This window comes from Gammaproteobacteria bacterium (assembly GCA_013697705.1).
Lineage (GTDB): Bacteria > Pseudomonadota > Gammaproteobacteria > UBA6002 > UBA6002 > UBA6002.
Map to the genome: position 1 here is coordinate 113,189 of JACCWJ010000025.1, position 14,254 is coordinate 127,442.

5 protein-coding genes, 1 tRNA gene and 1 pseudogene are annotated in these 14,254 nt (G+C 36.0%); 6 read left to right on the top strand and 1 reads right to left on the bottom strand.

The window, feature by feature from the left end:
• The first annotated feature begins 371 nt into the window (after positions 1 to 371).
• From H0U71_05875 to H0U71_05900, 6 genes and pseudogenes are all read left to right on the top strand, one after another.
• Positions 372 to 6,587, top strand: a complete 6,216-nt coding sequence (locus H0U71_05875; GenBank protein ID MBA2654577.1) for an amino acid adenylation domain-containing protein — start codon at positions 372 to 374, stop codon at positions 6,585 to 6,587.
• A 44-nt stretch (positions 6,588 to 6,631) separates the two neighbouring features.
• Positions 6,632 to 9,094: a PAS domain-containing protein gene (locus H0U71_05880; protein MBA2654578.1), complete on the top strand. Its 2,463-nt coding sequence runs from the start codon at positions 6,632 to 6,634 to the stop codon at positions 9,092 to 9,094.
• Between the two features lie 280 nt (positions 9,095 to 9,374).
• Positions 9,375 to 10,607, top strand: coding sequence for a tyrosine-type recombinase/integrase (locus H0U71_05885; GenBank protein ID MBA2654579.1), 1,233 nt, complete (start codon positions 9,375 to 9,377; stop codon positions 10,605 to 10,607).
• Positions 10,608 to 10,794: 187 nt separating this feature from the next.
• A complete protein-coding gene (locus tag H0U71_05890; protein MBA2654580.1) occupies positions 10,795 to 12,219 on the top strand; it encodes an FAD-binding oxidoreductase in 1,425 nt (474 codons plus the stop codon).
• A 50-nt stretch (positions 12,220 to 12,269) separates the two neighbouring features.
• Positions 12,270 to 12,941, top strand: coding sequence for an alpha/beta hydrolase (locus tag H0U71_05895; GenBank protein ID MBA2654581.1), 672 nt, complete (start codon positions 12,270 to 12,272; stop codon positions 12,939 to 12,941).
• A 67-nt stretch (positions 12,942 to 13,008) separates the two neighbouring features.
• Positions 13,009 to 14,070: pseudogene (locus tag H0U71_05900) on the top strand (site-specific integrase).
• 23 nt (positions 14,071 to 14,093) lie between these two features.
• On the opposite strand, the gene H0U71_05905 reads toward H0U71_05900, so the two are convergent.
• Positions 14,094 to 14,167: transfer RNA gene (locus H0U71_05905), tRNA-Pro, on the bottom strand.
• Positions 14,168 to 14,254: the final 87 nt, after the last annotated feature.

Genomic DNA, 14,254 nt, shown 5'->3' on the forward strand with positions numbered 1-14,254 from the left:
TTCAAGCATCTTTAAAGATTAGAATTATATTAATTACTTATTTAAAAGAATTATGTATATTTGTTCAGCCATGAGTACAATGCATGCAAAAAAAAGTAAGGGCGCCTCAAGTCCTAGCGAAATCAAGGATGCAAATTGCTCGTTTCCTAAGTTAGAAGATATGAATTCAGATCCCAAAATGGATAAATGTATTTTTAATAACCAAATGCCTTGATGGACCATGGAAAGGTATATCGCTTAAACTTCTTACCCAACGGATGCAGTGCCCAATTGATATTATGATCTTCTAGGGCAACAGGTTTCGTTTTAGAGCTAAGATTAAAAGTCAACAAGAGTGTAACTATCAACCTACAAAAGTTCAGAGGTTTTTCATGAAACTTTCCTCCCAAGTTGTAACTCAAGCAGCCCCCATAACAATTACCGTGGATCTAAAAAATCATATCACCACGACAGTGGATATTGAATTTTTAGTGAATCAACTTCGTATGGATATTATTAAAGCACTAGAGAGCGGAAACGATTTCGTTCGTACTTACACTTTTGGTAAGGTCGTGAAACCTACCTTGATAATTTCATCTACTTTTTCTGCTAATAGCGTTATTGCTCCATTAACGCATTTGTTGAAAGAATTTTCAGATGCTGATGCAGTCGTCACGTATCAGGATTTCACTGAACAATTATTGAATCCAAGCAGCCAGTTCCACAATAATAAACGCGGAATTAATGTTTTGCTATTTCGTTTTGGAGACCTTTGTAATTCGAACGATGGAATTGAGGCTTTTCAGAAAAATTTAGATAACTTAACGAAGCAAATTACCCAATATAATTCAACTACTGAAGCACCTTTAATACTCTGTTCCTGTGCGCAGCAAACTGTTTCAAAATGGCAAGCGATCGAAGAGGCTTTTCTAGAAAATATAATTGAAAAACGTATGGCTTATGTAATAAGAGATAGGGATATCCAATCCTATTACCCTATACCTGACCCTCACAATGAATACGGCGAAAAAGAAGCACATTTGCCTTATACCGTTGAGTATTTTAATGTACTCGGAATAATGATAGCCAGAATGTATTACTCTTTAAGTACCAGCCCTAAAAAAGTCATTGTTTTAGATTGTGATGACACTTTGTGGAAAGGAAAAGTAGGCGATGATGGTGTGCAAGGGATTGTTATTGATGAACAAAGAAAAATTTTCCAGAAATTTCTAGTAGAAAAATTCGAACAAGGATTTTTGTTATGTTTATGTAGTAGAAATGTTGAAGACGATGTGTGGGCAGTTTTTGATCAAAGAAGCGACATGATATTACAAAGAAACCATATAGCAGATTGGCGTATTAATTGGGAAGAAAAATCCAAAAATGTCACAGCTCTGTCGCGTTCATTAAATTTGGCGCTTGATAGTTTTATTTTTTTTGATGATGACCCTGCTCAGATTGGGGAAGTTCAAATTGGATGTCCAGAAGTGCTATGCCTTCAAATTCCTAAACAAGATGAGCTGATATCTACTTTTATTCATTCTGTTTGGGGATTAGAAGGTTTTGGTAAGCATTTCAATGGTATTAATGATACTCGCACTAAGCACTATCAAAATAATGCAATGCGGAATACTTTAAAACAGAAAGCAACAACATTTGATGAATATTTAAATCAACTCAAGCTGCAAACGAATATTCGCTCAATTGAAGAATCAGATTATCCACGTGTGACTGAGTTGATGCAACGCTCAAATCAATTCAATTTCAACAAATGGTCTCCTGAGGAATGTACTGAAGTACGCTTGCGAAATTTAATTAATACTCAAGGCTATAAATGCCTGGTCGTCGATGTAAATGATACCTATGACAATTATGGGTTGGTAGGCTTGATGCTGTATCATTATAGTAATGGCTTTTTGCTTGTTGAAGCGTTTGTTATTAGTTGTCGCGCTTTGGGGAAAGGGGTTGAACATGAAATGTTGAAAGAGTTCAGCAAAATTCTGGTCACCTCCAACCAAAAACAAGTTTATATATTATTTAAAGCTACACAGAAAAATGCCCCTGCTTCCAAATTTCTAACAGAAATTGGTTTTAAACTAGAGAAAAGTGAAGGGAATGAAACCATTCACTCAATACCTATCGAAGTTGCTGCAACAGCAAGTCCACGTTGGGAAAAGGCAGAAGAATCTCAACCACAAGAGAGCATTACAGTTAACGAGACAATCATTAATCAAAATGACTTTGTTAAACAAATAGTGGCGAGCACCATTCATTATCAAGCTGCAAATGAAACACCTGCTCCTGCTCCTCTCCCCCTATTAAATTCTATTGAAAGTACTATAGAATACATCCAAAAATTAATTGGTTATCTTGGGTGTACTGTTGATGGTGACCTTTCGTTAATTCAATTAGGCTTTGACTCTACCTTAGCAGTACATTTTGCTTCTCAGGTTTATAAGGGCCTGAATATTCACTTGTCTTATACTGATATTTTAAACCCCAACTGTACCGTAAATGAGCTTGCTAAAATTATTTATGGAAAAATTTCAAATAGAAAAAATATTCCTATCTTACCCAGAAACAATAATAACGATCCGGCGCCTCTTTCTCGCGAACAACAACGACTTTGGAGTTTTTATAACCAACATCCCGATAGTTCTAAATATAATATATCGATCAACTATCAATTAAAAGGGGATTTGAATCTAGAATCCTTACAAGCCGCATTTCGGTCTTTACTGCAAAAAGAAACTATTTTCTGTACCACTTTCCAAGGTGATCTGCACCATGCTACTCAGCATGTTGATCTTAAAAAAATCTCAGATTTTCAGTTGGATATTCAAGAAGGCAACAACCTTACCCAACCTGAGTTAGAAGAAAAGGTACAACACTTCATTGATAAACCATTTAATTTAGAACGGGATCTTCTATTGCGAGCTCAAATATATCATACGGAAGATCGATATATTCTTTCCATTTGTGTGCCGCATATCATCCATGACGCTGTTTCCTTAAACTTATTAATGAGATGCATAGCGAAATATTATTCCGCTTTTTGTAGAAAAGAAAATTTCATTGATGAAAATAACTATCAATATAATGACTATGTGCAGTGGCAACAATCCGAACCTTCAGAGGTGATGCAAAGTCATCAGACTTATTGGCAAAATCAATTAGCTGGGAAGTCGAATTCGAATTTGCCCATTATGAAGAAAACAACCCCTTCACAAAAAAGCAGACGTATAAGTTTTTCGTTTGAAGAAACAATGACGAAAAATATTGAACAAATAGCAACCCAATCCCAAGCTACTCTTTATCATGTATTAGTAGCGCTTTTCAGTGCGCTGTTGTCAAAATACACCGGCCAATTGGATACATTGATACTTACTCCTACGTCGGGGCGTCAGCATCCCGACACTAATCAAATGATTGGTTTTTTCGTTAACCTTATTATGCTTAATACTCGCATAAAGCCGGAAAATAATTTCTTTCAATCGGTAACAGAAACTCAGCGAGTAATTTTGGATAGTTTGGAGCATCAAGACTATCCATTTATAGATCAACTTTCATCTCTGGAAAATCCTGAAAGTGAATTACCAATAAGTTTTGTTTTTCAAAATTATGATGTCGCATCCCTTGACTTACCAAATATAGAAAGTAGTCGGATATTTGCTGATAACAATTCAATTTTGTACGACACGGCCTCAGAAACTCGTCTGGGCCCACTTGCTATGTATATGGGCAAAGAAGGCAATCAATTGGGAGGGCTTATTGAATATGATGAAGCCTTATTCACAGAAGAAGTAATTCACCAATTTATTATGCACTTTCAGACATTCGTTTCTAACGTGATCGCGGATCCAAATAAACCCATCCTTAATCATTCTTTGCTATCGGCGAGTGAAAGTGAGCAAATACTTCATCACTGGAATCGTAGCAACGATAAAATTCAAAATTTTGATGATATTCTTTCTACTTTTCAATCTCAAGTAGGTCAAAATCCTGATCGAATTGCTATTGTTTCGAGAGATAAAAAAGTGAGCTATGGCGAGTTAGATAGAAGATCGACCCAACTCTGTTCTTATCTAAAACAAAAATTAACCTTAGCCAGCGAAGATCGCATTGCTATTTGCCTTCCAAGAGGTGCGGATGAAGCAATCGCAATTTTAGCCATTCTAAAGGCGGGTTGTGTTTATGTGCCCATTAATCCCAAAGATCCTTTTGCTCGTATTAGTTTTATACTTGAGGACACGAAATCAAAGGCAGTTTTACTGACTGAAAAGCTCACTGGCCTTGATGTTTTCCAACAAAATGAAATCGAAAAGATCATTGTTGACCACATCGCTCTACCAGACATGCCTACCCTGGAGGTTACTTGCAGTCCAAAACCTACTCAACTTGCTTACATTATGTATACATCAGGATCAACTGGGCGTCCTAAGGGCGTATTAGTCGAACACCAAAGTATTGCTCGTTTAGTGATAGAACCGGGTTATATAGAATTCAGTTCTAAAGATAAAATTGCTCAATTTTCTAACCCTTCTTTTGATGCAGCAACATTTGAGTTGTGGGGAGGATTATTAAATGGGGCAACACTGATCTATCCCGATCCAGATATATTATTAAATTTAGACGGGTTTTCACAATTCTTAACTCAAAATGAAATTACAATTCTATTCATCACCTCTGCGTTATTCGAAGAATTCGCTTTTCTTAAACCTGCTATTTTCAAAAACTTAACTTATTTATTAACCGGCGGTGATACATTAAATCCAAAAGCAGTCGCTGCGATATTGAATTGTTCAGAGGGACGACCCAAACATGTGTTAAATTGCTATGGTCCTACCGAAAATACTACTTTCTCTACTACTTATGAAATAAATGATTTTAATCAAAATGAAGTAATTCCAATCGGAACTCCTGTTCAAGCAACAGAGGTTTACGTCCTTGATGCCCAACAGCAACCCGTTCCTATAGGAGTTCCTGGATTCCTTTATGTAGGAGGTTTAGGTTTAGCACGCGGTTATCTCAATCAGCAAGAATTAACTAACAGTAAATTTAAAGAAATTAGTATCTCAAATGTTAAGAAGCGTCTTTATCACACTGGAGATCTAGTTCAATGGCAGCCTGGTGGTACTATAAGTTATATTGGCCGTGTGGATAATCAAGTTAAATTAAGAGGCTACCGTGTCGACATTGGTGAAATTGAGCAAAGGTTGCTGGCCTACCCTGCGATTAAGCAAGCAATCGTTGTGGTACAAACAGGCGAATCATCTACACAGAAAAAATTAATTGCTTACTTTGTACCTTCTGACCCTGATCTAGAACTTAACTCAATCGAATTGGGTGATTTTCTTAAACAGGGACTACCCTATTATATGCTTCCCACAGCCTTAATTCAAAAAAGAGAACTTCCTATTACCCTGAATGGGAAAATTGATAGAGTAGAGATGGCTAAATTAAAATTAGATATTGATGCTATAAATATCAAATATAAACCTAATACTGAAACTGAAAAACTTCTCATGAATTTTATTATAGACGCTATGGGCCTTTCCCGAGATGTGACAATAGACTTCACTAATGAACTTTCTAACATTGGCTTTAATTCAATTAATTTAATGCAATTAACGCACAAAATTAAAGAAAATTTCGGTGTACAGCTCTCTGCTTCAACTATTTGGGGGATGAGTAATATACAACAAATCGCCACACTTATAGATGAAAAAAGACGGGAGTCACAAGTGTCAACTGTTGCAAACAGTAATAAGGATTGTTTAGTTGAAATACAAGCAGGAGATTCTAAAAAATTCCCTATTATCTTTATCCATCCTGCTGGGGGCACGACACACTGCTATAAAGAATTAATGGTGAAGCTTGATAAAGATCAACCTTGTTATGTTATTGAAGATGCAAGTCTGATGGGTAGGGAAATCTTGTGGGCTAGTATTCCGCAGATAGCGACCAGCTATTTGCAACTGATTAAACAACTCAAGCCCGATTGGAATCAAATAATTCTTAGTGGTTGGTCCTTTGGCGGTATGGTTGCAGCTGAAATGGCTTTACAAAATAATTTGAATAAAAACACTAAAATTCATGTTAGATCACTGATGCTACTTGATACATGGGTAGTCTCTCAACTTGCACCTGCAACAAAAAACAACTTGAAGCAGAAGGTAATTAATCAATATTACAACAATTATAAAGATCAAGTAGAACAGTTTGTTATGGATATTTTTAAGACCCGTCAAGAACAAGGTTTTTCTTATAAACCCTCTCAAGTCATAACTACACCTATATTATTATTCAAAGCAAGAGACTCGAATTCCATTATAGACATGGTTGATCCTATGAATTATTGGCGTGAATTTTCTAAAAACGTACAGGTGCGACAGGTAAATGGGGACCATGACACAATGCTAAATGGTGAATACGCAGAAGAGTTAGCAACAGAAATTTCAAAAACCATAAAAATACTTAACCTACTGCCAAGCTCTCCAAAGAGTTCATCTTTTTGGAATGCGCCAGATAGACAGCAAAATACTATGCTGAACCAGAGAAATGATTTTTCGCAAAGACCTGTTAGTGATAATAATAATAGCTGCTAGGAGTAACAAATTCGAGACTTTAAAAAATTCTTAAGGCACTAGGGATGAAGAAAAATCAAACTTCTTTGTTAAAGGATCTATTCGACACTTTACCGTATGCAATTTGCTATTTAGACAAGCAAGGTATGTATCAATTTTGCAATAAGAAATATGAATGCAAAATAGTGCCGAAGCGCAAAGATATTAAAGGTAAATCTATTTTAGAGGTGTTGCCTAAAGAAGTTGCAGAGAAATTGGTATCTACTATCCAAGAGGCTTTAAGGACAAAAAAGGAAATTTCTTATATAAGAGAGATTAATCACAACGAGACAAACCCCACGTACATTAGCGTAAAAGTATTACCTGTATTTAGTTCATTCAATGAGTCAGGTAGTCTAATTATCGAAGAAGATATCACTCAACAGATAAAAATTGAATCTAAGTTACAACAACAACTTATTGAATTCAAGAAAAGTACCGATGATACAAAAAGTTATTTAGGACACATTATTAGCCACTTTCCAGCAAATGTGTATTGGAAAGATAAAGAAGGAAGACTTCTAGGCGATAATCTAAATCATGCAAAAATAGCTGGATTTAATCAGTCAGAGATTATTGGGAAAACTGACCATGACCTTCCTTGGAGAGATCAAGCTTATCAAATTAGAGCGAACGATCTAGAAGTAATGGAAACAAAAAAGACCCAAGTGTTTGAAGAGTCAGCAGTGTTAAATACTACAGGGACAGAAAATACTTTCTTAACAATCAAAGCTCCTCTATATGATGGATCAAATGAAATAGCGGGTGTTATTGGTATTTCAATGGATATAACTGATCGCAAAGAGCAGGAAAAAATGCTCAAAGAAGCTAAGGAGCTTGCAGAAGCAGCAAATCAGGCAAAATCAGCGTTCATTGCAAATATGAGTCATGATATTAGAACTCCGATCAGTGGGGTCATTGGAATTGCTGCCATGTTAGAAAATGAAGGCGACACTAAAAAAGATCGTGATTATGGCCAGGTTATTCACGGGTCTAGTGAGCGTCTTCTTTTTTTATTAAATGATATCCTGGGTATTATTTCTGCAGATGAAATTCGAGAAGACAATCTACAATGTGAAACTTTTAACCTGGCAGAACGTCTAAAACATGTGTGCGAGTTATTTTCTTCTAATATTGAAATGAAAGATGTCACATTTGAACTTAACACCGATCCTCATTTGCCTGAATACATTGTAAGTGATCGTATTAAAATCGATCGAATTCTCCTTAACTTAGTGAGTAATGCTTTAAAATTTACCGATCAAGGTTATGTGAAACTTGATGTTGGATTAGTTTCTAATAATAAAGAAAATGCTGTTATTGAATTTGTTATAAGTGATAGTGGAATAGGTATCTCTGAAGATAAAGTGGAGCATATTTTTGAGCGTTTTTATAAAGTGACACCCTCTTATGAAAATAAGTATGTGGGTTATGGTATAGGCTTGTTTATCGTAAAGAGATTTGTGACATTATTAGGCGGAAACATACAAGTTAACAGTGAACTTGGCAAGGGTTCCACCTTTAGAGTAACTTTGCCGGTCAAAATAGGTAAAAACGAAGATGTAAATAAATCACCCGACGCCATCGTTAATCTCCCCAGGATAACTATTGGTAGTCCCATGACTGCCGCTCTGGATAGTATTGCATTTCCCCCTGCCGTTAAAAAAACAAATCCATTTAAGGTATTGCTCATTGAAGATGACAATATTGCAAGGCGAACCTCTCAATATTTTTTAGAGGCAGCTGGTTTTTTAGTGATACCTGTTATAGATGGGGAAGAAGCTATTAATGCAGCAAAATCCCAAATGTTCGATCTTATTATCACTGATATTGGATTGCCTAAAATTGATGGCAACGAATTCACTTTATTAATTAGATATTGGGAGAAAAAATCGGGCAGATCTCCCTTGCCGATTATCGGTTTAAGCGCTCACGCATCGAGTCAAATCAAAAATGAATCCTTGGATGTAGGAATGAATCTTGTTTTAGAGAAGCCTCTTAATGATCTAAAAATCAAGGATATCTTACGTCTTTTTCCAAAACAGTTTGAGCCATCTAATATTAACCATAAGCCAGAAATTGTTCATGCTTCGAAATTAGATTTACCTGAGGTAGAAGACGCGCTTTTTAAACTAGAGCAATTCCCTTTATTAGATAAACAAGACGGTATTGAAAAGGCCAGTGGTGACAAAAAAATCTTTAGGGAACTCTTAACTATTTTAGTAAAAGAAACAATCCCGGAAGAGTTAATTAATCTTGAAATTGCTCACAAAGGGAGTGATCGGGAAACGCTAAAGAAATTAGCGCATAAACTAAAGGCTGCGGCGCTTTATTGCGGCACGGTCAAAATGTACTACGCTTGTCACTATTTTGAACACTATCATTCAGCGGATGACTCTGAGTCGTTCGAAGAACTTTATCTGCAACTCGTTAGAGTCCTCAAAGAAACCAATGACTTGGTAAGCAAATATATTGAAGGCGATAGATAAAAATTGATTTATCGCACTTGGGGCAAGGATGTGCCCCATTATAAAAATCTGTAAGTCATAATTTATTGTCGGGGAGAGAGGATTTGAACCTCCGGCCCCTGCTTCCCGAAAGCGATCGGGGACTATTTCTTAGTAAACACCCACGAACACCGATAAACAAAAAATCATTTTAAAACAGTTAATTATCCATCATGCACTTGTTTTAGCTTGGTCACTGAATTACACTGCTGCACACTCAACTTGCACTTCATTTGCACTTCACTTTTGAGGTTATTAAATCATGCTAGCAACCATTAACAACTCCCTAATATCAAAATTAAAGCCAAGCAATAAACCTTATGATGTCCGAGATGATAAGTTAACTGGATTTTTGATAAGAGTAAATGTTTCCGGAAAACTAGTGTTCATGTGTGAATATGCTAGGGGTAAACGGATGACCATTGGTAAAGTTGGCGTCTTAACTCCCATGCAAGCCAGAGACAAAGCAAAAGATATGCGTGCCGACGCTATCAAAGGCATCGATCCTAAGCAGGCTAAAAAAACTCCTTCAATTACTATCTTCAAAACCTTTATCGAAAATGAATATGGTCCATGGGTGATTACGCATAGAAAAGATGGCGCTGCTACACTAGCTAGAATTAAAAGTTGTTTTTTTAAAGCATTCCAAAACAAAAAAATTGAGGAGATATCAACATTACTTGTTGAAAAATGGCAAACGGAAAGAGTAAACCAAGGAATTAAGCCTTCAACAATAAATAGAGACATTATTGCTCTTAAAGCCAGCTTATCAAAGGCTATGGAATGGGGGCTCGTTCAAAATCATCCACTCAAAAATTTAAAATTATCTAGATTAGATCTTAATACCAAAATTAGCTATTTAACAGATGACGAGGAAGAAAGGCTTAGAATAGCACTTGATTCACGCGAACAGATTTTTAGAGAAAAACGAAAAACCGCTAATAATTGGAGAAGACAAAGAAACTATGATTTGCTACCAAGTCTCGACAATTTAATATTTGTTGATCATCTCAAACCCATGGTCTTACTTTCAATGAATACAGGGTTGCGTCGAGGCGAATTATTCGCTCTTACTTGGGACGATATTGATTTCAGATCTTCTACCTCGACAGTAACTGGTGAAGTTGCAAAAAATGGAAAAACTCGTCACATCCCCTTAAACAAAGAAGCAATTTATGTTTTAGAAAGCTGGCGGAATCAAACCGGTAGCCAACATTTTGTGTTCCCAAGTCATAAAGAAACATCTTTCTACAGCATAAAAAAAGCCTGGTGCGGGATATTAAAGAAAGCAAACATTGAAAATTTTCGATGGCATGATTTGCGTCACCATTTTGCTAGTAGGCTTGTAATGGCAAGTGTTGATCTTAATACAGTAAGAGAGCTATTAGGTCATTCCGATATTCAAATGACCTTGCGCTATGCTCATCTAGCACCTGAACATAAAGCTGAGGCAGTTGCCCGTTTAGTATCGGCAAATTCTGCGATATTCAAATGAATAAAAATTATGATTCACTTAAATATGATCTGACCCTACTCTATCGGACACCAAATTTTTTGATAAACTTACACGATCAAAAGAGGTATTCTCATGACTCAACGATACGACAAATCATTTCAACTATCATAATAGGTAGTTCATGAGCCCGAAAAATATTCTCAAGACAGTGTTTGGCTGATAAGCAATGACAAAAAATTTTCACCAATGTGTAATGATTCAAATAATCATTCTATGTTTTAGCCGTTCATCATTTGCTATTACTTTGAATGATAATGGACAAGTGAGTCCTACCTATGTATCTCGGATTGTTCATGTTCGATCTGAAGCAGATATTCTAAAGGCAATTCAGAATGCAAATTCTGAACATATTCCAATCGCTCTCATGGGGAAACAACACAGTCAAGGTGGACAATCACTTGCATACAAAGCAATTGAACTTGATATGCTACCCTTCAATAAAGTTTTAAACATCGACATTAAGAAAAAACAAGTTACGGTGCAAAGTGGAATAACATGGAGTAAGTTACAAAAAAGCATCAATCAATACAATTTGGCTATTAAATCTATGCAGTCACCTAATATTTTTACTGTTGGTGGCTCAATGAGTGTCAATGCACATGGCGATGATTTTCGAGCTGGGGCTGTCGAAAATACTATAGTAAGATTTCACATAATACTTGCGAATGGTAAAAAGCTATTGGTGACGCGAACCTCAAATCCAAGTTTATGGTCATCAGTGATAGGCGGATATGGATTATTTGGTGTGATCTCTGATGTGACATTGCAATTGACAGATAATGACATGCTTATTAGTCATTATGAAGAAACTGATCCAGATGATTTTCCTGCTTATTTTCGCAAAAAAATCTTTGATAATCAAAACACGGTATTATTTTACGCACATCTTAATATTTCACCTGGCTCAAATTTCTTAATGAACATGTATGTAATTACTTATAAAAATACATATAAATTGCCCAATAAAGTTAACACCTTAGACAATCCAGATAAATGGAATATCATTCTAACTCCTCTTTTTAATATTTCAAGACATAACAAATTTAGCAAAAGATCTCGCTGGAATATGGAAAAGAAAATTTTCAGCAAATTCTATCAGAATCGACTTGTTACCCGAAATAATGCTATGGAAAAACCAGTTAGATTCGCATCTGATTATCATAATAAATTTGATGCTGATTGGTTACAGGAGTATTTTATTCCTGTTGATAAACTTCCGCAATTTATTGCAAAACTACGAAACATAATCTCAACAAATAATATTAACTTGCTTAATGCTACTATTCGATATATCCCAGCAGAAAATAATATATTATTAAACTATGCAAAAAATAATTGCTTTGCTGTTGTTTTATATTTTAACCAAAAATTGTCTTCAAATGAGATTGAACAAACCCGATCATGGACAAGGAATTTAATCCATGCCGCCTTTTCATTAGATGGAAATTATTATTTACCATATCAATCTTTTGCATCAAAAGAACAATTTGAAAAAGGGTATCCAAAATATAAAGAAATAAAAAATAATAAGCACCGTTACGATCCAACTAATGTATTTAACAACCATTTTTTTGAGAATTACTTAGAATGATAAATAAAGCATGGATTAAATTCTTATTATTTATAATATTTCAATTAATTATGTTTGACTGTGGAGCTGCAGAAAAGGAATGCATAATTTTATTGCACGGATTAGGACGAACACATCATTCAATGTCTCCATTAGAAGACATGTTAAAGCAACAAAATTACTTAGTAGTAAATGTAGATTACTCCTCAACTAAAAAATCGATTGAATTTCTTGCCAATCAATATATTCCATCGATGATAAATCAATGTTTAATTAATCATTCAGATCATATAAGTTTTGTTACTCATTCGATGGGAGGTATAGTATTACGTGAATATTTAAAAGATCATAAGCTTCCTCAGTTATCACGTATTGTAATGCTTGGACCACCGAATCATGGAAGTCAGATTGCCGATTTATTACATAATAACTGCCTGTTTAAATTTTTTATTGGTCCTGCAGGCCAAGAGTTAACGACAGGGAAAACAAGTCTTCCAAATACATTAAATCATCTCAAGAATCAATATCAAGTAGGTGTAATCGCGGGAACTTTTAGTTTCATTCCATTCACGAATTATTTATTTCATGAAAAAAATGATGGCAAAGTGGCGGTTTCTAGCACCAGGATGAATGGTATGAAGGACTTTATTACTCTTCCTGTTGGTCACACTTTCATGATGAATAACTCATCGGTACAAAAACAAATATTATTTTTTCTTAATTATGGAAAATTTATTCATTGAAAAAAGACTGGAAATGTATCTTAGAGTATACGTTGTTAATGATGTCTCTAAACTGGTAATGAGCTGAATACTGTTTGATTCCCGCAAAATCATTTCAAGAAGTCATCTTAACAGAGGACGAGAATCTACTTGGACTTCAGATACAATAGCCGCTCAGCAAATACATGATCAACTCAAAGCTGACCTCTGGAGGAATGATTTCCTTCAGGAAAAGCCAACTTATAGTTGGGTTGATGCTGTAGTGCGCTGGTTAGCTGAGGCCCAACATAAGAAAAGTCTTTGCGACGACAAAGCTCATCTAAGATGGCTGAATCAGTATCTTTGAGGGAAAAAGTTACAAGACATCATAGGAATGTAATCGATAAAGTTACTAATGAAAAACTGAAGGTAGGTGTCAAGCCTAGTACCGTGAACCGAATGCTTGAAATAGTAAGAGCAATTCTTCGTAAGGCTGTACGTACGTGGGAGTGGATAGAAAAAGCTCCTTCAATCAGAATGCTAAAGGAAGAAAACAGACGGATTCGTTGGATCACTACAGAATAGGCAAAACATTTGCTTGAGGCCTTGCCAGATCATCTAGCTGACATGGCGAGGTTTGCATTAGCAACTGGATTACGAATCTCGAATATTACCGGCTTCAATGGTCAGAGATAGATTTAGTGAAGCGTCATGCTTGGATACATCCAGATCAAGCAAAAGCAGCTAAAACTACTCCTGTACCTTTGAACTCTGACGCAGTTACAACTATTCGTAAGCAAATGGTAAAAATACATACTGGGTTTTTACATATCGAGGACAACCGATTATCCAGTGTAATACGATGGCTTGGAAAAAAGCATTGAAGAAAGCCGGCATTGACAACTTTCGCTGTCATGATTTACGTCATACCTGGGCAAGTTGGCATGTTCAGAATGGGACTTCGTTACAGGAACTGCAACAACTTGGAGGTTGGGCTTCCTTCGAGATGGTCCTAAGTTATGCAGACCTTAGTAGTGACTATCTTAAAGAGCTGCTGAAAGAGTTTCTGTCACAAATTTGTCACACCTGCATTCTGCGGTACGTTCAGCCTCTAAGTGCGAGTTTCTGTTTGCTTGTCGCACTTGGGACTAGAATGCGCCCTGTATTATAATTCTTAAGCTATTGATTTTATTGTCGGGGAGAGAGGATTTGAACCTCCGGCCCCTGCTTCCCGAAAGCAGTGCTCTACCAAGCTGAGCTACACCCCGATTTTCAAGTGTAATGTATGCAATTATTTGTGCAACATCAAGTGCCAGTAATGTCAAGGCTTATGAGGCTCAAAGTAACGGGCGAAA